The 19,628-nt window shown below is 54.0% G+C and carries 22 protein-coding genes and 1 pseudogene; 21 read left to right on the plus strand and 2 right to left on the minus strand.

Going from position 1 to position 19,628, the window contains the following annotated elements:
* The first annotated feature begins 44 nt into the window (after positions 1-44).
* From JFT66_RS21325 to JFT66_RS21335, 3 genes are all read left to right on the plus strand, one after another.
* On the plus strand, positions 45-1,133 hold the full coding sequence (locus JFT66_RS21325; protein ID WP_198860092.1) for a hypothetical protein: 1,089 nt from the start codon (positions 45-47) through the stop codon (positions 1,131-1,133).
* Positions 1,134-1,195: 62 nt separating this feature from the next.
* Entirely contained in the window at positions 1,196-1,795 is a 600-nt protein-coding gene (locus tag JFT66_RS21330; protein ID WP_198860093.1) for a hypothetical protein, read from the plus strand.
* Between the two features lie 17 nt (positions 1,796-1,812).
* Positions 1,813-2,160 (plus strand): hypothetical protein, encoded by a 348-nt coding sequence (locus tag JFT66_RS21335; protein ID WP_198860094.1) that lies wholly within the window; start codon positions 1,813-1,815, stop codon positions 2,158-2,160.
* Positions 2,161-2,296: 136 nt separating this feature from the next.
* Here the strand turns inward: JFT66_RS21335 and JFT66_RS21340 are convergent, their stop codons facing one another.
* A complete protein-coding gene (locus JFT66_RS21340) occupies positions 2,297-2,644 on the minus strand; it encodes a hypothetical protein (RefSeq protein ID WP_198860095.1) in 348 nt (115 codons plus the stop codon).
* A gap of 160 nt (positions 2,645-2,804) precedes the next feature.
* Here JFT66_RS21340 and JFT66_RS21345 point away from each other — a divergent pair, with 160 nt between their 5' ends.
* The 18 genes and pseudogenes from JFT66_RS21345 to radC all read left to right on the plus strand — a co-directional run bounded on the left by JFT66_RS21345 (position 2,805) and on the right by radC (position 17,051).
* Positions 2,805-3,245 (plus strand): hypothetical protein, encoded by a 441-nt coding sequence (locus JFT66_RS21345; protein ID WP_198860096.1) that lies wholly within the window; start codon positions 2,805-2,807, stop codon positions 3,243-3,245.
* Positions 3,246-3,270: 25 nt separating this feature from the next.
* On the plus strand, positions 3,271-3,582 hold the full coding sequence (locus tag JFT66_RS21350; RefSeq protein WP_198860097.1) for a hypothetical protein: 312 nt from the start codon (positions 3,271-3,273) through the stop codon (positions 3,580-3,582).
* A 107-nt stretch (positions 3,583-3,689) separates the two neighbouring features.
* Entirely contained in the window at positions 3,690-3,962 is a 273-nt protein-coding gene (locus JFT66_RS21355) for a hypothetical protein (protein WP_198860098.1), read from the plus strand.
* A gap of 113 nt (positions 3,963-4,075) precedes the next feature.
* Positions 4,076-4,261, plus strand: coding sequence for a hypothetical protein (locus JFT66_RS21360; protein ID WP_198860099.1), 186 nt, complete (start codon positions 4,076-4,078; stop codon positions 4,259-4,261).
* Positions 4,262-4,665: 404 nt separating this feature from the next.
* Positions 4,666-4,863, plus strand: a complete 198-nt coding sequence (locus tag JFT66_RS21365) for a hypothetical protein (RefSeq protein WP_198860100.1) — start codon at positions 4,666-4,668, stop codon at positions 4,861-4,863.
* A gap of 515 nt (positions 4,864-5,378) precedes the next feature.
* Entirely contained in the window at positions 5,379-6,389 is a 1,011-nt protein-coding gene (gene yejK / locus JFT66_RS21370; protein ID WP_198860101.1) for a nucleoid-associated protein YejK, read from the plus strand.
* A 2-nt stretch (positions 6,390-6,391) separates the two neighbouring features.
* Positions 6,392-7,261, plus strand: a complete 870-nt coding sequence (locus tag JFT66_RS21375) for a SprT family zinc-dependent metalloprotease (protein WP_198860102.1) — start codon at positions 6,392-6,394, stop codon at positions 7,259-7,261.
* A gap of 68 nt (positions 7,262-7,329) precedes the next feature.
* Positions 7,330-7,851: a hypothetical protein gene (locus tag JFT66_RS21380; protein ID WP_198860103.1), complete on the plus strand. Its 522-nt coding sequence runs from the start codon at positions 7,330-7,332 to the stop codon at positions 7,849-7,851.
* Between the two features lie 233 nt (positions 7,852-8,084).
* Complete coding sequence (locus JFT66_RS21385; RefSeq protein ID WP_198860104.1) at positions 8,085-8,489, plus strand: TraR/DksA family transcriptional regulator; 405 nt, start codon at positions 8,085-8,087, stop codon at positions 8,487-8,489.
* A gap of 49 nt (positions 8,490-8,538) precedes the next feature.
* Positions 8,539-8,685 (plus strand): annotated as a pseudogene (locus JFT66_RS29870) (Arc family DNA-binding protein); the annotation flags it as partial.
* 212 nt (positions 8,686-8,897) lie between these two features.
* Positions 8,898-9,980 carry a hypothetical protein gene (locus JFT66_RS21395; RefSeq protein ID WP_198860106.1) on the plus strand — a complete coding sequence of 361 codons (1,083 nt, stop codon included), beginning with the start codon at positions 8,898-8,900 and terminating at the stop codon, positions 9,978-9,980.
* A 117-nt stretch (positions 9,981-10,097) separates the two neighbouring features.
* Positions 10,098-11,021 carry a recombination-associated protein RdgC gene (gene rdgC, locus JFT66_RS21400; RefSeq protein ID WP_198860107.1) on the plus strand — a complete coding sequence of 308 codons (924 nt, stop codon included), beginning with the start codon at positions 10,098-10,100 and terminating at the stop codon, positions 11,019-11,021.
* A gap of 153 nt (positions 11,022-11,174) precedes the next feature.
* Complete coding sequence (locus JFT66_RS21405) at positions 11,175-11,741, plus strand: hypothetical protein (protein ID WP_198860108.1); 567 nt, start codon at positions 11,175-11,177, stop codon at positions 11,739-11,741.
* 160 nt (positions 11,742-11,901) lie between these two features.
* Positions 11,902-13,380: a DNA cytosine methyltransferase gene (locus tag JFT66_RS21410; protein WP_198860109.1), complete on the plus strand. Its 1,479-nt coding sequence runs from the start codon at positions 11,902-11,904 to the stop codon at positions 13,378-13,380.
* Between the two features lie 166 nt (positions 13,381-13,546).
* Complete coding sequence (locus tag JFT66_RS21415; RefSeq protein ID WP_198860110.1) at positions 13,547-13,711, plus strand: hypothetical protein; 165 nt, start codon at positions 13,547-13,549, stop codon at positions 13,709-13,711.
* Positions 13,712-13,929: 218 nt separating this feature from the next.
* Positions 13,930-15,129, plus strand: coding sequence for a tyrosine-type recombinase/integrase (locus JFT66_RS21420; RefSeq protein WP_001062689.1), 1,200 nt, complete (start codon positions 13,930-13,932; stop codon positions 15,127-15,129).
* Entirely contained in the window at positions 15,126-16,190 is a 1,065-nt protein-coding gene (locus tag JFT66_RS21425) for a PDDEXK nuclease domain-containing protein (protein ID WP_003092331.1), read from the plus strand. The genes JFT66_RS21420 and JFT66_RS21425 overlap by 4 nt, the downstream gene beginning before the upstream one ends.
* A gap of 351 nt (positions 16,191-16,541) precedes the next feature.
* Positions 16,542-17,051, plus strand: coding sequence for a RadC family protein (gene radC, locus JFT66_RS21430; protein ID WP_003092330.1), 510 nt, complete (start codon positions 16,542-16,544; stop codon positions 17,049-17,051).
* A 66-nt stretch (positions 17,052-17,117) separates the two neighbouring features.
* Here radC and JFT66_RS21435 read toward each other — a convergent pair whose 3' ends face one another.
* Positions 17,118-19,574, minus strand: coding sequence for an ATP-binding protein (locus tag JFT66_RS21435; protein ID WP_001223964.1), 2,457 nt, complete (start codon positions 19,572-19,574; stop codon positions 17,118-17,120).
* Positions 19,575-19,628: the final 54 nt, after the last annotated feature.

Raw genomic sequence — 19,628 nt, forward strand, 5'->3', positions numbered from 1 at the left:
GTTCCGCATTCCTGAACACAAACAAACCGCTGAAGGGCGATCACATGAAAATATCGAAATCGGTACGGGCTCTGATCCGTAGCGCCTCCTGCTGCGTCATCGCCATGGTAATTACCGGAAGCGTAACTGCCGGGGAGCGAAATACTCCTCGCACCGAATCAGCCACGGTCACCATGAGTTCAAATCCAGACCTTTCAGGTGTGGTGGATCTTTACCTGGATGGGCGCATTGACTCACAAGTAATGGCGCGGCTGAACAACTTTGCGCACCTCCAAGGGCGCAAGGGCGTGATTCTCCATCTCAACTCATTTGGCGGCAGTATGCGCGATGGCCTTGCGCTCGGACGTCGCATTCGGGAGCTAGGGTTTTCCACACAGGTAAGCGTGACGGCTGGAGAGTCGTTGCAAGGTGGTGCTGGCATTTGTGAGAGCGCCTGCGTGCTGTTGTTTGCCGGCGGACGATTCAGGTTACTCCAGTCCGACTCATCGGTTGGGGTGCACCAGTTCGCAGCTACCGATCAGGTTGATTCGCAAGAGGCAATGGCTGATGCGCAGATCTTTTCGGCAGCAACGGTCAATTTCTTCCGGGATATGGGAGTGAGCACTCAGCTGTTCAGTTTGATGGCAATCACGCCGGCCAGTGAAATGCAGGCCTTGTCAGCAGCGGATCAGGTCAGTCTCGGATTGGTGAATGCAGGGAAAGAGGTTGCTGTCTGGAGTATTGAAAGTGGCCAGGGCGAAGGTCTTGTTCTGAAAGGTGTGCAAAGCACCATTAGCAGCTCCGTAAAGATCCAGATGTCATGCACCTCGCAGCGAACATTAATCTTGGCAGTAATAGTCGACAACGGAACAGCTGGCGTGAGTAACACCAACATGTTGATTGATGGTCGAGATCTGAAAAGCGTGATGGGTCTGCCACTGCGTGTTGCCGGTCAAACGATAAAAATCGAATTCCAACTCGGGACTGCTCAGTTGCCTGTGCTTCTGGCTGCAAAATCCGTAGGTGTGAGACTGGAACACGACAACCAAGGCCAGTCAGTGCACGCGATTGATGTTCCTGCGAAAGCAGGGGCTTTGATGGCTGGGTTCGTCCAGATCTGCAACGGCACGCCTACGAATTCAGCGCTGCGCTGAGCTGGTTACCAGTTCATGTTCTTCATTCCTTGAGGCCAGTAACTCCTTTCAAGGTCATAACTATGGACATCCAAAGTCTGCAAACAGCTTCGAACATCCTGCAAATGCATACACAGGACATTGATGATGTTCTTTCAGCCGCTCGTTTGTGCCTCTGCGACAACGTAACAAATACTCAGACCGAAATGTTTCGATCGTTGTTCGGCGGCGTGATTGTCGGAGGTTCGAAACCATTTGGTGAAAGGCTCGATGCCTACACCGCAAACAAACATCGCGTGCCTGAAGTTTTGGCGGCGCTCGCTATTGAACTGAATCGTCGCGGCTTCAAGGAGATACCTATGACTGGAAACATAAGTGAGTTTGTCCTGTTACAGCCAGGTTCTCCTCCTTACTCGTGGCAATGGTCAAACGAGTTAACAGGGTTTGAAAATGTAGAACCGCACTACGCAAGTGAGCCGCCCGAAGACTGCACGCAGGTTTGGGGATTGGTCTTTACCCTCCCCGAAAGCGGCGGGTTTCTGGCTGGATGGAGCTTTGGCGAAATGGACCTGTCGGGTGTATCCGACTACGTGCATCCAAGCCTTGTCGAGGCGGCGAAAGCCGCGGAGCAGATGGCAAAAAATCGAGCAGAAAAACAACGAGCTGAATCTTTCGACGACTAACCAAAAGGAATTTGACCATGTCTCAGACCAATAAAAATGCAGTCAAAGTTGGTGAGTTTCGCCGGCGCTTTGAGCATCTGTACCGCAAACTCAGCGACTACCACGCTTGCTGTTCGGCCGATGAGGTTCGGGATTGGAAGCGGGTGACTCAAAATTTGCTGGAAGAAGTTTCTGCACTAAAGTGTGGCCGGGCATCCATTGAAGATCTCGAGGCACACAAACATGCTGTCGAGGCTGTTACAGAACGACTCGCTGCGGCTGACAAGCGCATTGAGGCATATGCAATGACAGCCGCAGCGAAAGCGGCCTTTCAAACGCCGGCTCGGCCTCACTTGAGGCTGATACTTGGCGGTAAGCCTCACTGAACTTCACGTTATGCGTGGAGATTCACGACATCCCCGTTCAGCTGACGCTGACGGGGATTTTTTATTTGCCGATGCGCATTACGTCGATGCCGCCGGCCACATGCACCTCGACCAGGGCCATAACGAGGCTCTAAGCCTACCAGGAGGCGGGCAGCACACTCCACGCAACGTCCCAGTTCGTAACCTGACACTCTTGGGTGTAACCACGGCCGCCGGCAACTCCAAAAACTTTACCATTCCCCAGATGGATGAAAGTCACCTCACCACACTCCTGAAAACGAAGCTTGAATAAGCGCACACCGAGCGGCGTTGCACTCTGGATCACGGCCGTTAAGTCCGACTGCTTATGGCCTGCGTAATAACGGATCGCTTCGACGATCATGCCCTCTGCTGTGTCCCGCAGAATCAAGGTCGGACCGCCGGTGCCTGAGGCAGTGTTGAGCTGTGCCCATACGACAATGAGGCAAATGAGCTTTTTGATCATGCAGGTAAGACTCGATTGGAGGGGTTGCCCACAGCATGACGCAATAGCGTTCCAACGCTACCCAAAATGGGCCCCAATAAATCCGCATCATGCTCACCTGGTTATGGAGTCCTGTTGAGCATCACCGATGCATACAGTCAACCCGCATCGGAGCCACACAATGAACAACACAAAACCGACAGTCATCGCCTTGCTGCGCAACACGGCCCAGATCTATGTAGGGCAGAGTCGCTTCAGCGAAAAACCCGTCTTTCTGGTGGAAGCACTAAGTGAAAATCATGTGTATGAGCTGCGTGGTGATGCCACCACAAACGATCATTACGCCTCATTGGTCGCCGAGTTTGGCGACATCATCAGCAAACCCGGCCCGGATGCCCAATTGAACTCAATCGAGTTCAACACTGGTCGCCAGTACACCCCTGAGGGTCAACTGGTGGAGGCGTGGGTTTTGGCACTCGACCGGTCGATTCCTGAATTGCCGCTCAAAGTGGTGTACTTCAAAGACCGCAGCAGAATGATCGATGGCGTTGTGCGTGTTCGCTCACTAACGGAAAAGGAGGTGATGGAGGAGTACGACCATGGTCGCTATGAGCCGGCCTAAACCAACCACCTTTAAGAGAATTTCCATGGATAATTCCAGTCAACGAATGCAATTCCTGCAATACCACTCGGTAAAACTGACCTACCCAGAAGATGTGCGCAGAATGCGCGCTGTTCTTACCGGGGCGGGTTATATGGCATTTGATATCGACCTCGAAAGACTCTGGGACGAGTTCAGTCACGCAAATAACCATCGCGGCAAATGGCGTGAATTGCCAGAAGACGACATTGTGTTGCTCAGAATTCTTCTGACTGGCTTTGGTGTCATCGAACAATGGTTCCCAGATGACCATGATGCTCCCCATGACTGCTATCCCAGTCACTGGCCAAGCTTGTAAACCCGTCACCCAGCCCCGGTTATGCCGGGGTTTTTTTTGTCTTCGATTCGCATCGCCTGTTGCTCATCTCCATCAGCAAGTTCAAAACCTTCAGGAGATTAATCCCAATGAGCACCAATCAAATCGCAACGACCAAAACCCATACGCTCGACGAGATCCTGGCAACCGCCGACCTGGCCTATGAGCGGGGAGAGATGCAGCTCGCAGAGCAGCTGCAAGTTGGCACCCGGGGAGACCTACTGGCTGACTTCATCGCTCATGAGCTTCGTGAAGTAGCAGAAGGAGAGGGTAACCCTTTGGACGCTGCTCTCAAGTCCATGCATTCCGCAGCGGCACAACTTATCCAGGTGATTGAAAAGTTAAATGCTCTGCGTGTTTGAGTCGCGGCTAAGGAGCTTTTGCCCTCGACCTATCCCCACGCTGCCAGCTTTATTTTATCTGGCCTTTTTGATCCATACCCAGAAGTACAGCCAACCCTAATTGGAGTTTCAGAATGAACGCTACTCAGTCCGCTCAGTATGACGAGAAAGCCTTTGCAAGCTGGTTCTGCGCCAACAACGACATTCCAGAAGACGTAGATCCTTTCGACGCAACAGATGAAGGGATGTTCGTCTGGAAAGAAACACGAGATGGCTTGGCTAAATGGCTTGAAATGCAAAAACCTGGCACTCCCGCCTGATCACAGTAACAACCATACCACCCCGATCCAGCATTCGCTGATCGGGTTTTTTTTGGGGTTCACGAAGTTTTCCGGCGAGCTGGCTTGGCTTATACGTCCCTGCTCACCATCACCTGTGGTTACGCTAACGCAAACTCAGGAGATTGCATGATGGGAAGAATTACCACGATACCCGCTAGTGCTGGGGAGATGCCGCTCGCTGTGAGGCGAGATGAGAAAGTTAAGCCCTGGCAAAGAAAACTTCGCGTTTTCATCGACGCCAATGGCCGTCTGCTCATGTCCTGCAACAGCAGACTGTTCAAATGCCATCTTGTTGTTAGAGGTGACAGCGGCCCTTGCTGCAAGGTTGATTTCTACTGATCCCCAAGCCCGTTACGACGGTCCACCAGCACTAGGAAAGCCCCATGACGAACTATGAAACGGTTGAATCTCACATCGACATGATCCGCCCTGGCGACACGGTTCTCCACAACGGCGAACTTCGCACCGTCGGCAAATCTGACATCAAACGCGGTGGTTTCATGAGTGCGACATTGTTTGGTGACAGCTATCGCTTGGGCACTGTGCCGGTGAAGCTCGCTCGAATCCGCCGAACCGTCTAACTAGGAAAAAGAACTTCTCCCGATTTTTTCATTCGACGAGCCAGATCTTGAATAGAGTCAGCCCCAGACGACAGGCTTGAGAAGCGCCAATTTACACCTGCCTGCGGAGCATTTCCTGAAGACACGAAAACGCAACTTCAGGAGATTGCATAATGGGAAGCTTCACCACGATACCCGCCAGCGCTGGCGCGATGCCGCTCGCTGTTTGGCGAGGCGAAAAGGGTCAACGTTTGCGACGTGCTCTGTCACGCCATGAGCGGATGGTGGTCAGAGCATGCTCTGATGACAACGCGACAAGTGAACGACTCAATCAGTTGAATAAGCGTTACGACCGGATCATCCTGGCCGCCATTACATGGGTGCCACGATAGGTTAACGGCGCTCAAGTCAGAACTACCAGCTTCATCACAGACCTCAGCCATCCGGCCGGGGTCTTTTTTTGCATTTGATATTATGGATTCCTAACGCGTAAGTATATTATCGGGATTACTCATTGTGCTTTCGAGAGAATCGCTATGCCCATCAAGTCCTGCGTCATTCATTCCATTGATAAAAAGCCCGACGGTAATCCGGCAGTCCTGCATCTTCGGGACACCGAGCTACCGCAAACGGACGTCCTCGAGAACCTGCTGCACGACTTCAACGATGCCTACAACTGGAAACAATCCAAAGGGTGGGGGCTTTTCCATGGAGAGTCTGGTGCCTACCCATTCCGCGGTTGGCTGAAGACCTACCTCGAAGGTAAGTCAGACTTCATGGAATTCAGCCGGCACGCTGTAGAGCACCTCACCAGGCTGATGGACGAGTCGAACTTGTCGGTGGGTGGGCACGTGCTAATGGTTCACTACCAACAAGGCCTGACCGACTATCTCGCGATCGCGCTGCTGCATCAAAGCACAGGGGTGAGCCTGGACGAAAACATGAACGTGGTCTCAGCTCCGCATTTGGATTTTGGCCACGTCCACCTGGCGGCCCGGGTGAACATTTCTGAATGGCAAGGGAACCCGGCATCAAAGCAATACGTGTCTTTCATCAAGCCCAAGCTTGGACGAAAAGCCAGTGATTACTTCCAGGAGTTCATTGGCTGTCAAGAAGGCGTCGACTCGCCGGGCGAAACGCGGACCCTGTTGAAGGCCTTCAGCGACTTCGTCGAAAAAGAAGATCTCCCCGAGGAGTCCGCTCGAGAAAAAACTCAGACGCTGGTTCAGTACGCCAGCAGCCAAACCAAAATTGGCCAGTCCATTGGTTTGTCTGAATTGTCCTCTCTAATTGATGAGGACAGACCAACAGCGTTCATCGAGCATTTACGCTTGAAGGACTACGGCCTGAGCGAAGAGTTTCCAGCTGACAAAAAGGTTCTGAACAGATTCCAACGATTCAGCGGCCGTTTCGAGGGGTTGTCTATTAGCTTTGAGCAGCACTTGCTCGGGAATAAGCTTGAATTTGATGCAGAAAATAAAACTCTGCTGATCCGGAATCTTCCCACCCAGTTGCTGGAGCAGCTTACGCGAGCGACCGAAGTCTGATCATGTTGCCAGTTGACGAGTTCAAGGCAATCAAGAAGCGGGTGACCGAGTGCTTACACCTGGCCTCCGCTCATTTTGGGGAAACCTTTCCAGAGATCCCAATTAAGTTTGACCTTACCGGTGTGGTGGGGGGGTACTTCTGTTACCGAAGATGTAGATCTACCGGCAAGGAAACTCGGTACTTTCGGTTCAATCGTGTGCTGGCGCGTGAAAACCTGAAGGAATACCTAGATCAGATCTGCCCCCACGAAGTCGCTCATTACATTGCACGAAGTAAGTGGGGGAAAGGGATTAAACCTCATGGTGTCGAATGGAAAAGCGTGATGATCGAAGCCTTCAATTTGGCACCTGATCGCTGCCATTCGATGGACACGTCGAGCGTCGAAAATATTCCATTCGTATATCGATGCGGCTGCAAGGAGCATCGAATGTCCAAGCGAAGGCACAACAGAATTCTTCGTGGAGCAATTTACAAGTGCAACTCTTGCCGTAAGGCGGTCACTTTTTTGCGCGAGGAGGCTTTGATCGACAAAAACATCAACGTCATCCCCAAGCTTTTCGTCAGTACTGCGGATTCGCCACTTAGTGACGCCCACATCCGTCAGATCGCCGGCATGATCATTGAACATCAGGTAATGGCGCTGGTGGCTGATCCGTTAATGAAGGTGGATGCAAAACTTGGGACGTTGGGGAAGACCTTGAGAGTTTCCGAATCGGCGGTAACTCGGCACACAAACCCGAGCACCCTCCCAGGTGGCGTTACCCATGCCATTATCTTCGGAGACTGCCAAGTTGAGCGTCAACAGAGGGTGGCCAAGGCATTCGAACAGCGAGGCGTGATTGTGCGAAAAGTCAGGATTGCGAAGGCCTGAGGTTTCACTCTTTACAGAACAATGTCCGACATCCCTTGGTACTTAATAACGCTCAGGAGAGCCATCCGATGAATGCATTGACTCAATCTACATCTCACGACAGCCAAGTGATCGGCGTAGCCGACGATTGGCAGGCTCCCGATTTTTACCGGGAACTGGATCTTGAGAAAGCAAAGCTGGTGGTGAAGTTTGGCGACCTCGCGCATTTGTTCCTGAGTGATTTCGAAAAGTTGGCTCAGGCTCAAAAAGAAGGAGACTTTCTCTCTACTTCAATTGCACTCGGCAGCAAAGAGGAGGCAGAGGCAGAACTTCACGGTAAAGTGGAATCGATGCAATGGGTTGTAGAGATGATGGGCCTTGCAGGGGTATCCGCAGACTATGCGCTCAATACTTTTCCAGAGGACGCGGCATTCGTGATCGTGTATCGATCGGTCGACTCCGGCCAGCTCCGCTTGTTTCGAACAGGTGGTGGAAGCCCAGGTGCAGCATTGACCTGTTTCTCCGAAAACTACCCGCAGCACTACAAAGGTGTGTCGTCGATATTCCTCGACATCCGAAGCGTAAAGCACGACCTTCCGGCAATTATCTAAAGCGTCACCCTAGACCCCATCACATTGTGATGGGGTTTTTTTTCGTCCCTGTTCAAGGGTCGCTGTCGTTTCAAGGCGCCGATCTCGCTGCGAATATTGGCAGTAACACGTATACATAATATGGTGTTGCTTTGACATGATACTGCCAGTATTATCGTTCCGTGTTCAAATCAAGCGATGCACTGAAGCCAAGCGCGTCGGTGTAGATAAAGACTTTACGAGGGCCCGCACTGATGACGCCGCAACAATTGCTCGATCAACCTAAAGACCAGTACATGGAGCCACAACAGATCGCTTTTTTCCGTGAACTGTTGCTGTCCCAACGTCGTGATGCTGTTGCGCGGATCGAAGCGTTGCGCAGTGACATGTCGGGCCTCGAAAAAGCGGCCGATGAGGTGGATGTTGCTCTCATCGAGCAAGAACGGCAGGGCCTGCTGACCAGTATCGACCGCGAGAATCAAAACATACGCGAAATCAAGTTGGCGCTCGACGCTATCGACACCGGCGAGTACGGCTGGTGCGCTGAGACCGGCGAAGAAATCGGCCTTGCACGATTGCTCTCTAACCCACGGTCGCTATTGACCGTGGAGGCGAAGCACTGCCAAGAGATCAAGGCCCGGCACCAGCGGGTTGCCTGATTATCCGAATCGACCAGGGCCATTGGCCCCATCTATCTGAGGTTTACCCATGACTACTACTTCCCGTACTGCCGATAAATTTGTCGTGCGCTTGCCTGATGGTATGCGCGATCGCATCAACGAAGTCGCAAGAACCAACCACCGTTCGATGAACAGTGAAATTATTGAACGCCTGGAGCGCACGTTAATCGAGGATGAAACGGGCATCTTGAACGTAGAGCAAATGGAGCAGCTGAGTAAACGCTGCAAGGAACTCGAGGCTCAGTTGGAAGCTTTGAAAAACCAGCCTTCCATCGATGTTCTCACTCGGGCGCTTCAGCAAGTTACTTCGCGTTGCGAAGAGCTCGAAGCACGTGCGCCAGGCGCACAGCTGAAAATTGCCCACGGCTAAGTGATCAGGAGGCTGGTATGGGCCCGCAAGAACAACCCGTAGACGCCATTTACATCAGTTCTCAAGCGGACGCCGGCTCAGCTTATATTGCAGCTGCACTTCGTTACTTTTGGTTGCGTCAGCAGTCACTGCGTACCGGGCACGCTAACGTGCCAATGGTTCGTCTGGGCATGGGAGACCCGCTGGATGGATTCGACCTCGATTTAGAGGTCGACGAAGCCATGGGCAAATGGCCCCTGCCGGCCAACCTCTTTCATACTGTGGCGCCGGCGCCCGCGCACGACTATGAACTTTCCGCAGTCGAGGCCGAGTTTCTGTCGAAAGTGGTGGAAGCCTCAACACAAGAGCGCGAAACACTGCTTTCACGGTACGCCAACTCCGCGGGTGTCGATGATGTCATCAGACTGTTTACTCAAATGATTGGGTGCGCCAATGCCGTAATCGAAAATTGCAGGCTTGGCGCAATCGACCTGCTCATCACCGAGGGTGGACTGCACCCTCATGTCGCAGAGGATATCAACCTGCCTACCCTGGCCGGAGCGATGTCAGGCGTCATGCTGTCGGCTGGAGTTTGCCCCCGAGGGCTTTGTTCGGGATGCGTTTACCGACATGGGACTCATGCCAATCAGTCATCGGTGACCACCGAAGACGCCGATTACAGCGCGTGCGGCAGCCGGAAGTTCATGTGTCACGAGAACCTTGACCATTCCGGTAGCCCCACTCAGGTTTGCATAGGCCACGCAAAAGCGCTCAAGGCGGTAAATGAGGCGGATTGCGAGCATCCCCACGCCAGAATCACCATAGAGCCTCAAAGCATCCTCGAAGCCGTGACAGGGCACGCATGGACCCAATCCATTCCAGAGCGCCCAGGTAGTTACTGGAACTGGGGCGGACAGCCGGGGGTTGAGGCTGACCTTGTCCAGGTACGCCGTGATACGGCCACCAGTGGTTTCAGTGTCAGCGAAGGACAATTAGGGCTGGCCAAAGCTGTGCCCTGTTCTCAGTGGGGGGGATGGTGGGCCCCTGTGCGAAAACCTGACGCTTATTCCGAGATCGGCGGAGCCAACGTGCACCCGCCGCCAACGAGCAAAGTGGGATAGCGAGAAGGCGCACTGCGTTGCGCCTCTTTGATCACACTCAGCAGTAATCCCCCAATTCAACTATCTACTGACCTCCCCATGAGGTCGGTATGGTGTTCCTCACTGGAGAAAAACCAAATGTGGTTCAAAAATCTGTTGGTGTACCGACTGACCCAGGAAATTCCTTTTGAAGCGTCAGTGTTGGAGGAGGCGCTCAAGAGCAAACCTGCCCGGGCCTGCGCCTCGCAAGAGGTAGCGACATACGGCTTTGTGGCTCCTTTCGGTAAAGGTGACGATGCCCCCTTGGTCCATCAGAGCGGTGAGTTTCTTCTGATCGCCACCCGAAAGGAGGAGCGCATTCTTCCGGGTTCGGTAGTGCGTGATGCAGTGAAGGAAAAAATCGAAGAGATCGAGATCGAGCAAAGCCGCAAGGTTTATAAGAAGGAGCGTGACCAGATCAAGGACGAGGTGATTCAGGCGTTCCTCCCGCGGGCATTCATTCGCCGAACATCCACTTTCGCAGCGATCGCTCCGAAGCTCGGGCTGATACTGGTCAATAGCGCAAGTCCAAAGCGGGCCGAGGACGTGCTCTCAACCCTGCGTGAAGTCATGGGCTCGCTGCCTGTACGGCCCCTGACCGTGAAGATCTCACCGGTCTCGACCATGACCGAGTGGCTGAATACGAAGAAGGCCGCAGAGGGCTTTTTCGTCCTGGACGAATGCGAGCTGCGGGACACTCATGAAGACGGCGGCACTGTGCGCTGCAAGCGCCAGGATCTGACGTCCGAAGAGATTGCCACCCACCTGGGTATCGGCAAAGTAGCAACGCAGCTTGCGCTGGCATGGCAAGACAAGCTGTCGTTCATGCTCGATGACAAAATGATCATTAAGCGTTTGCGTTTCGAAAGCCTTTTGGAAGACCAGGCAACACAGGACGGGGGGGATGACGCGCTCGGCCAACTTGACGCAAGTTTCACCCTGATGATGCTCACCTTCAAAGAGTTTTTGCCATTGCTCATTGATGCGTTGGGCGGGGAGGAAATTCCACCGCAAGGCGTTTGATGGTCATGGTCACCTGAACAGTCCAGTAAGGCCTTCTGACAGGGGCGTCTAAGGCCCTGTGAAACATCTCTTTCGGTGACAACGGCCTTTGTGGCCATCCTAACCCCCCACCCTAAGCCACCCTTAGGGTGGTGTTCCGAGAGAGGTGCTCCGATGTACGCATACTTTCCAAAATCGAAAACATATTGGGCTTATGACGAAAGCTTCCAGCTGCAAGCGATTGCGATCGTTGATGTTGCGGATCTTCTGTCCTGTTCGACTTCTGAACTCCATTCACAACTCGCAGAATCTTGCTGTGGCCAGCAGAGCATTCCCAGAATGCGCATAGAAGTGATCAGCACCGATCAGGGCCGATGCTTGTGCATGGTCACCGGTGACATTTCTGAACTGTTTGAGGAAGGGGCTGCTATGCCTTGTAGCTTTGAAATCAGCAGGAATGAGATTCTCATATCATTCGCCAGGTTACTCGGATGGAGCGATGCTCAGACCGCGCATGCGGCAGACAACTTACTCGCCGAGGTTGGCGATGAAAGTGTGGTGGCATTGACCGATGGCAAGTGTTTGCGCATGCCGGCGTCTCCGGGGACGGTCGACTATATCCGACTAACCCAGCTGCAATTTGAACTCGCCCGTTGGTACGTGGGCGATTTCCGAACGGCCGGGCCAGAACTTCTTTCGCAAGTGCTTATCTCCGCAGGTGCCCGCCACAGTCAGGCATAACGTTCACATAAAGCCCTCGAATTTCGGGGGCTTTTTTATGCCTGCAAAAAGTATCGCCCTGTGTTCCGCATTCCCAGGCACGAGGACTACACCAAATTCAATTCCCCCGACTGGGCACAGACCCCGTCAGGGGGATGTGTCGTCAAACAGGAGCAATACCATGACGACAATTATCAACGCGAAAATCGGTGAATCGAAAGGCCTGCCACGTGTCTGGATGGAGGGTCAGAAATTGCACCATGGCGGTGTCCAGATCGGGAAGAAGTACGCGATTAAAGCTGATGTCACTGCCAAGCGGCTGGAGCTGATCGAAGTCCCATTTGATTTTACTGGAAAGCACCTTACCGTTTCAAAGCGGGAGCGGAATGGGGTGATACACCCAGTGATCGATCTCCGCAGCGGACAAATCCGAGAGGTGTTCGAAGACGACGATAAGGTCAGGATTGCCTTACGGCGTGGTCGGATCGTAATCACAGCGCTTCAGATACAAACCAAGATCCGTGAGCGGCTCAAGCGAATCAAGGACAAGCTCGATCGTGGCGAGAAACTGCCGGTGGCAAGTCTCTTCCATGGCGGGGGGGTCTTGGACCGGGCAATTCACTCTGGAATGCTCCGTGCAGGAGTTGGTTCATTCATCCAGGTTGGTGTTGAACTTGAAAGCGAATATCTCGATGCATCGCTGCGGAATAATCCTCAGCTTTGGACAGAGGATTCGATTGCAATTAGTTCAGATGTTCGGGATGTCTACTTGGGAGATAATACACCTGAAGTATGTATTTTAGTTGGGGGGATCCCTTGCGTTGGCGCATCAAGGAGCGGGAAGTCTAAAAATAAACTGAAATGTGCTGAAGATCATGATGAAGCAGGAGCTTTATACATTGACTATCTTAACTGGGTTCGAGCTTTAAATCCTGCAATTGCCCTCATTGAGAATGTCAGTGATTACGCGAATACAGCCTCTATGTCTGCCATACGCAAAGTCTTGATTCATTTGGGTTATGAGCTACATGAAACTGTATTGAATGCATGGGACTTCGGCGCTCTTGAGCGTCGTGAGCGGATGGTGTTGGTCGCAATTACCAAAGGTCTAGGTGAGACATTCTCCTTTGATAATTTGAAAGTAAACAACGTGCGGGAATCATGCATTAGCAACATTCTCGATCCGATTCCTCTCGATGACGATCGTTGGAAACGGTATGAGTATCTCGCCGAAAAGGAGATCCGCGATAAGGCAGCAGGGAAAGGGTTTCGGCGACAACTTTTAACCGGGAAAGAGGATGGCTGCGGTGTAATCGGGCGTCACTATTTCAAAGGACGCTCAACTGAACCGTTCCTCATTCACCCTGTTCGACCTGAACTTAGCAGGCTGTTTACGAAGGGCGAGCATGCGCGAATTAAAGGGATTCCACAGGAAATTCTTAATGGTGTATCTGAAACTACTGCTCAAGAAATGGCTGGTCAGTCAGTCGGATATGGTCAGTTTGAATCAGTTGGAGAGGAAATTGGAGGATGTCTTTTGCCAGTTCGTAACAATATCCTTAAATTCCCGAAGCCCCAACAGGCTTTAGATAAACTTGAGGACGACAAACATTCGGCTCCATTCGTTGTACAAATTGGCACCATGTCATTGTTCAATTAGTCTGACCTTCCGTCTCGACGGTAACGTTACACCCCACCCGGTGCGTACTGCGCATCGGGTTTTTTACGTCCCGACTTTAGGGGCGCTAGATTCACTTGCCGCTTCCTGCCGAGTTTGCTATATATTAATTTGATTTTCGGTTTCAGGTGACACAGGAGTTCCTGCAATGAAAACGACATTTTTTTCTGAATTCATGAATGCTGCCCGTGCGGCTCCTCGGCTCTATTTCGCTCCTTTGATGGGGGCGGGCAGGGCGATCAAGGAAGAGTTCCGCCGGGTAGAAGAGGACGCATCGGAAAAACCGCCGTTGACTCCAACCGCAAAGCACTAAAAAAACGGTTACCACTGAACCCGCTCGAAGGCGGGTTTTTTGTTTCACGATGACTCCAGCCCGGTAGTTCGCTGGACTGCGACGTAGCCCGATACAGCAGGTTTATCAATAGCTTACGCGCTTCCATCATATGCCGGTGCTTTCTGAAACTTGACCCGGTTCTCCCTCGCGCCGCTCCTATCTGGCTCCTGGAATCCGGGTCGTTCCAAGGAGTCATCATGGCAAAGATCAAGCTCACCAAGACCGCCGTAGAGTCGGCGCAACCCCAGGCGAAGGACATCGAACTACGGGATACCGTCGTGCCCGGCTTCCTTTGCAAGATTACCTCGACGGGACGCCGGGTGTTCATGCTCCAGTACCGCACGAACTCTGGCCAGCCCCGCAAGCCCTCGCTGGGACTCTACGGGGAGCTAACCGTCGAACAGGCGCGGGTCAAAGCGCAGGACTGGCTGGCCGAGGTTCGCCGGGGTGGTGATCCCGGCGGTGCCAAGGCCGAGGCGCGCAAGGCGCCCACGATGGCCGAGTTGTGCAAAAAGTTCATGGAGGACTACTCCAAGAAGCGCAACAAGGTCAGCACGCAGGACGGCTACCAGGGCGTCATCGACCGCAACATCATCCCGCTGCTGGGCCGCAAGAAGGTGCATGACGTGAAGCGGCCCGACATTGCGGGGCTCATGGAAAAGCTGGCCTACAAGCCGACCGAGGCCAACAAGACCTTCGGCGTGCTGCGCAAGATGTTCAACTTGGCCGAAGTCTGGGGCTTCCGCCCGGACGGCACGAATCCGTGCCGCCACGTCCCGATGTACCCGCCGGGCAAGGAAACCCGGCTCATCGTGGACGAGGAAATGGTGCGGATCTTCCGCCAGTTGGAGAAACTGGAGGCGGAGGGGCTGGAGAACTACGTCATCCCGTTGGCGATCCGGCTGCAATTCGAGTTTGCGGCGCGGCGCTCCGAAATCTGCCCGCTCGAATGGAGCTGGCTGGACTTCGAGAACCGGCGCGTGGTGTGGCCCGACAGCAAGGTTGGCGGCATTTCCAAGCCCATGAGCGAGGAAGCCTATCGGCTGCTTTCGACGGCGCCGCGTCTGGAAGGCTGCCCTTACGTCCTGCCGTCGCCGAACGACCCGGCCAAGCACCTGACCTTTGGCGAGCACTATGGCGGCTGGTGCCGGACGCTCAAGGCCGCCAGCGTGCCGCACGTAGGCACGCACGGCATCCGTCATCGCTCGACCACCGACATTGCCAATTCCGGTGTGCCGACCAAAGTGGGAATGAAGCTGACGGGCCACAAGACCGTGGCGATGTTCATGCACTACGTCCACACCGAGGACAAGCCGGTGCGCGAGGCGGCCGAGCTGGTGGCCAGCCGCCGCCAAGCCATCACGGGCGCGCGGCAGCTTGCGGAGGCGGTGGCATGAACGGGCGCCGGCCATCAGCAGCATCGCTCGCAGCGCCCGCGGCGCTGCTGGGCGACATTCGGGCACTGATCGAGGCGGCGCGCTTGCGCGCCGCCTCGACGGTGAATAGCGAGCTTACGATGCTCTACTGGCGCATCGGCCAACGCATCCACACGCAGGTCTTGGACAGGCGCCGGGGCGCCTACGGCAAGGAAGTTCTGCCCACCTTGGCTGCGCAGTTGGTGGAGGAGTACGGCAGCAGCTTTGCAGAGCAGAACTTGCGCCGCATGGTGCAGTTCGCCGCCACCTTCCCCGACGAGCGAATTCTCGTATCACTGATACGAGAATTGAGCTGGACGCACTTCATCGCCCTGATGCCGCTGAAAGACCCGCTCCAGCGGGACTACTACGCACAGATGGCCAGCACCCAACGCTGGAGCGTGCGGACGCTGCGCGAGCGTATCGACTCGATGCTGTACGAGCGCACGGCGCTTTCCCAAAAGCCGGAAGAAACCATAGCGCAGGAGTTGGCGACCCTGCGCGATGCGCAGCGCATGTCGCCGGCCCTGGTCATGCGCGACCCGTACATCCTCGACTTCCTGGGCCTGCGGGACACTTGGCAGGAAGGCGACTTGGAAGCGGCGATCATCCGTGAAATGGAGTCCTTCCTGCTGGAGCTGGGCGCGGGCTTCTCATTCGTCGCCCGGCAGAAGCGCATTCCGATCGACGACGAGGATTTCCACCTTGACCTTCTGTTCTACAACCGCAAGCTGCGGCGGCTGGTTGCGGTGGAGTTGAAGGTAGGTGACTTCAAGGCGGCCTACAAAGGGCAGATGGAGCTTTACCTTCGGTGGCTAGACAAGCACGAACGGGAGCCGGAGGAAGCCTCGCCGCTCGGGATCATCCTTTGCACCGGCAAGAAGCGCGAGCAGATCGAATTGCTGGAGCTGGACAAGTCCGGCATCCACGTTGCCGAGTATCTGACCGCCTTGCCGCCGAGGGGCGTGCTGGTGGAGCGGCTGCAACAGGCAACGCAACGGGCGCAGTTGCAAATCGAGCAGCGCAAGACGGACAACGAGTAGTCCTGTCCCAAGCAGTCGGGCGTCCCGGCGTGCCGCCGTCGCGCTGTCGTGCTGCGCATCGAGCTTCGCTGCGCGAGTCTCGCCCCTGTCGGGCTTCCATCACTGACGCCTCCGTCCCGGCTCGTTGATCCGGGCCTGCGCGCTCCGCTTGCCAAAAATCGACTCTGTGCAGTGGGCGGGTGTGGGCGGTCTTGCTGTTCCCTTCACCGTATCACGGCGTTCTCGCCGTCAAGGGCGGCGCGCGCCATGCGCGCTTGCGTCCTGGCGGCCGTCTGCGACCCCTGACTGCTTGCGCTGCGCCGTGCTGCCGCCGGTTCCGGGCAATTCCGCCCGAGCAACCGGAGCACGATCATGTCGCAACTGTCCTTTCCCTCGTTCGATTCCTGTCTGCTGGTGCGCGACGCGCACGGGCGCTATCTACCGGCATCGGCCGACGACATTCTGGAAGCTGCGCGCCAGGTCATTGACCGGAAAATGCGGCGCGGAGCAGAGTTCACTTCGCCGGCGGCGGTCAAGGAATACTTGCGTACAAAGTTGGCCAGCTTCGAGCATGAGGTGTTCGTAGTGCTGTTCATGGATACGCGCCATCGTCTGATCGAATACAGGGAGATGTTCCACGGCACTATTGACGGTGCGTCGGTGTATCCGCGCGAAGTGGTCAAGGAGGCGCTGCGGCTCAATGCGGCGGCGGTCGTCGTTTCGCACAACCATCCGAGCGGAAACCCCGAGCCGAGCGCGGCTGACCGGGCGCTGACCCAGCGGCTCAAGGAAGCGTTGGGTCTGGTGGACGTGCGCGTGCTCGATCACATCATCGTTGCGGGCAACGAAACGGCATCGTTCGCCGAGCATGGGCTGATCTAGCCCAAGGGGCTTCGGCCCCTTTTTGCTGCGCCTGGTGGCATAGCTATGGCCCTCGCGGCCTGATGCTCAGGCCGTCGCAACCTGAATCATCTCGTCGTAATGTTTCTTGTCCACCTCTTCCAGCCACTGGAAGATGTTCCCGATGACGCTGTGGCTTTCGCCTGCCAAGTTTTCTGCGGATTCCTCTGTTATCTCAATAACGTCGCTATGTGAATACTTATTGATAAAGCGGTAGATTTTTTCTTTAAGCTCTGGTGTCGTGATGGTGCAATCTTTTAGGCCAGCCTCCATCAATTGACTAATGTCGCTTCGACGCCTTGGATATTTGAAGGTGAAAAACGATTCAACAAGCTTTCGGGCGAGGTTGGCGGTCAAGAACGCCTCATCTCGATTGAGTGTTGTGTGCGCCCTATATTCGTAGAGCTTCTTGAAGATATAGTGGTACTCGGAACCGTAGTTCTTGAGTGAGTCGTCGGCATCCACAAGTAGGGAGTGACGAGGGGAGCCAGGTGGCGCATCCAGGCGATAAAAGAAGCAATTCTCGGCGTTGCCTTTTTTGACTCGATTCCTATTGGTGCCAGTGAACCAGTCTCTCACTAGCTTAAAGTAAGTGAAGTTGTGAGTCAGCACAAAAAGTTGCTTGGCTTCAGTGCATTGCGTTCTCAAAAACGAGTAGGCGTGAAACAAGTGATTAGAATCAAAGCTTGAGACCGGATCGTCAACGACGACGATCGTATCCTTGATGTTATTTCCATTTTCTTTGAGCTTCGTGATGAAATAGACAAATGCAATCGCAGTTTTCTCACCTTCGCTCAAATTCCCATCGTGCTCACCAACCCCGTTTCTGATGATCTCATAGCCTTTCTTCTTCTGATTGAAGTTCAGGCAAAGCTCAGAGCGGCCAATGAAGCGATGCAGGATGTCATTGAACTCCTTTGCCCCGACCGTTTCATTCGAGAGCGCCGCTTCTATGGCTCCGACCTCTAGACTAATTTTTTCAATTTCCTTATGGTCGTTCTTTGCTTCTGACTCAAGGTCATTGCACTTCTTCTCACTTCCAGCATAGTCAAACTCTTGCACCTCAGCCGCAGCAAAGTGAAGCTCCAGTGCCACCTTGCTTTTTGAGGTCTCAGATTTGAAATTTGAAGTCTTATTGTTGTGCTTTCCAACGAGAGCAACAATCGATTTCAGGATGTCATTGAAATTGGTGACATCGTCTTCAACCACATCCGAGATCTGAATGTCTGTCTTCCCAGGGTCTGTGATCTTGGCCTTCAGGGCTTCCCGCCAGGCGTCGATTTGCTGGTCGATCTTTTCAGCAGCAGTTGCGTAGTCCTTTTGAAGCTTCTCTGCCTCGGCCGATAGTTCTTTATAAAACTCGGTCGATGCGGGAAACTGATTAGCTGGAGCGCCTTGAGATTCAATCCATGTCGCCGCGTTCTGAAGTCGGCTCTGAAACTCCGTGAACTCCTTGCTGAAGTGGGCAGCAAGCGCCTCGGCACGAAGCTGGGCGAACGGAGAGCCGCAGAACTCGCAGGATTGCGAGTCGTGGTTTTTATGGATTTCCAAGCCTGCTTGAACCCATTCGCGGATTTCCGGGTTATCGGTCAGCCGCTGGATTGCTTGATTGACCGCCGTAGTCCCAATCAAATCTCTGATGCGGCCCGCCGCTTTCTTAAAGTAGTCCGGCTCAATGGCCGTTGAGGCGAAAGCAATGCTTGGAAGCTGATCTGGCTTGGCGGCATTCGTAAGGTCGATAACCCTCTCATCTGGAAGAACCGACTCCGCCTTGATAATTGTCTCGCCGTTATTCTGTATGAAGTTGAAGAGCTTGCGGCGGTCGTAATTCAAGTAATAACTGTCGCTCGTATCAATCGCCTGAAGTCCAAGCTTCATTTTCTTGGCAGCATTGGTCAGGAACTTCTCTAATGCCTCACGCTGCTTCTTGATATCGCTTTGCTTGTCGTCGTGAGCCTTCTTTTTCGACTGAAGCTCGCTCTTCAGCTTCTCCAGCTTCTGCAAGTCATCAATCTTCTCTTTCGCAATAAGAAGGATGCTCTTTACGGATTTGTCCCAATCAATGTTCTCATGCACGAAGCGTTGATTGAAAACATGAATATTCAATTGGGATGAGTGGAGTGTGGATTCCGTGATCGTTGAGCCATCCTCCAGAACTACTGAAAATTGGCCCGTGCTGAAGCGGGGAACCATCGAGCGAAGCTCAAAGCAAGAGAATAGATTCGATAACGTTGACTTGCCTGTTCCATTCCAACCATAGACCAGGTTGTACCGGCCGAACTTTTGGATCTTCGTTCCATTGAAGTCGCTGAAGATTCCGAACTGTTTGAGGCGGTTGATGCAGACAATCATCTCTATATCTCCGTGTTCTTGCTTTCCCATCATTTGCTTGCGAAACAAATGGTAAACGAAGAGTCCTCTTGCGTCTCCGCTTCGCGGATCGCGCTGCTCCAGGTTCGCTAGTCGCTCATCCCTGGCGGGACTGGCTTCGCCAGCCTTCCGCATCGCTGACGCCTACGGCCCGGCTTCCAGCTTCGGGCCTGCGCGCTTCGCTTGCGT

It is taken from the genome of Pseudomonas sp. MF6755 (assembly GCF_016405635.1).
Taxonomy (GTDB): Bacteria; Pseudomonadota; Gammaproteobacteria; order Pseudomonadales; family Pseudomonadaceae; genus Aquipseudomonas; species Aquipseudomonas haemolytica.

What these genes read in the sequence shown, in the direction of transcription:
- JFT66_RS21415 (WP_198860110.1), top strand. Translation starts at nt 13,547, where the DNA reads ATGAAAACGACATTTTTTTCTGAATTCATGAATGCTGCCCGTGCGGCT.
- JFT66_RS21425 (WP_003092331.1), top strand. Translation starts at nt 15,126, where the DNA reads ATGAACGGGCGCCGGCCATCAGCAGCATCGCTCGCAGCGCCCGCGGCG.
- JFT66_RS21340 (WP_198860095.1), bottom strand. Translation starts at nt 2,644, where the DNA reads ATGATCAAAAAGCTCATTTGCCTCATTGTCGTATGGGCACAGCTCAAC.
- JFT66_RS21330 (WP_198860093.1), top strand. Translation starts at nt 1,196, where the DNA reads ATGGACATCCAAAGTCTGCAAACAGCTTCGAACATCCTGCAAATGCAT.
- JFT66_RS21355 (WP_198860098.1), top strand. Translation starts at nt 3,690, where the DNA reads ATGAGCACCAATCAAATCGCAACGACCAAAACCCATACGCTCGACGAG.
- yejK (WP_198860101.1), top strand. Translation starts at nt 5,379, where the DNA reads ATGCCCATCAAGTCCTGCGTCATTCATTCCATTGATAAAAAGCCCGAC.
- JFT66_RS21410 (WP_198860109.1), top strand. Translation starts at nt 11,902, where the DNA reads ATGACGACAATTATCAACGCGAAAATCGGTGAATCGAAAGGCCTGCCA.
- JFT66_RS21365 (WP_198860100.1), top strand. Translation starts at nt 4,666, where the DNA reads ATGACGAACTATGAAACGGTTGAATCTCACATCGACATGATCCGCCCT.
- JFT66_RS21360 (WP_198860099.1), top strand. Translation starts at nt 4,076, where the DNA reads ATGAACGCTACTCAGTCCGCTCAGTATGACGAGAAAGCCTTTGCAAGC.
- JFT66_RS21335 (WP_198860094.1), top strand. Translation starts at nt 1,813, where the DNA reads ATGTCTCAGACCAATAAAAATGCAGTCAAAGTTGGTGAGTTTCGCCGG.
- JFT66_RS21405 (WP_198860108.1), top strand. Translation starts at nt 11,175, where the DNA reads ATGTACGCATACTTTCCAAAATCGAAAACATATTGGGCTTATGACGAA.
- JFT66_RS21345 (WP_198860096.1), top strand. Translation starts at nt 2,805, where the DNA reads ATGAACAACACAAAACCGACAGTCATCGCCTTGCTGCGCAACACGGCC.
- JFT66_RS21385 (WP_198860104.1), top strand. Translation starts at nt 8,085, where the DNA reads ATGACGCCGCAACAATTGCTCGATCAACCTAAAGACCAGTACATGGAG.
- JFT66_RS21350 (WP_198860097.1), top strand. Translation starts at nt 3,271, where the DNA reads ATGGATAATTCCAGTCAACGAATGCAATTCCTGCAATACCACTCGGTA.
- JFT66_RS21375 (WP_198860102.1), top strand. Translation starts at nt 6,392, where the DNA reads ATGTTGCCAGTTGACGAGTTCAAGGCAATCAAGAAGCGGGTGACCGAG.
- rdgC (WP_198860107.1), top strand. Translation starts at nt 10,098, where the DNA reads ATGTGGTTCAAAAATCTGTTGGTGTACCGACTGACCCAGGAAATTCCT.
- radC (WP_003092330.1), top strand. Translation starts at nt 16,542, where the DNA reads ATGTCGCAACTGTCCTTTCCCTCGTTCGATTCCTGTCTGCTGGTGCGC.
- JFT66_RS21420 (WP_001062689.1), top strand. Translation starts at nt 13,930, where the DNA reads ATGGCAAAGATCAAGCTCACCAAGACCGCCGTAGAGTCGGCGCAACCC.
- JFT66_RS21435 (WP_001223964.1), bottom strand. Translation starts at nt 19,574, where the DNA reads ATGCGGAAGGCTGGCGAAGCCAGTCCCGCCAGGGATGAGCGACTAGCG.
- JFT66_RS21380 (WP_198860103.1), top strand. Translation starts at nt 7,330, where the DNA reads ATGAATGCATTGACTCAATCTACATCTCACGACAGCCAAGTGATCGGC.
- JFT66_RS21395 (WP_198860106.1), top strand. Translation starts at nt 8,898, where the DNA reads ATGGGCCCGCAAGAACAACCCGTAGACGCCATTTACATCAGTTCTCAA.
- JFT66_RS21325 (WP_198860092.1), top strand. Translation starts at nt 45, where the DNA reads ATGAAAATATCGAAATCGGTACGGGCTCTGATCCGTAGCGCCTCCTGC.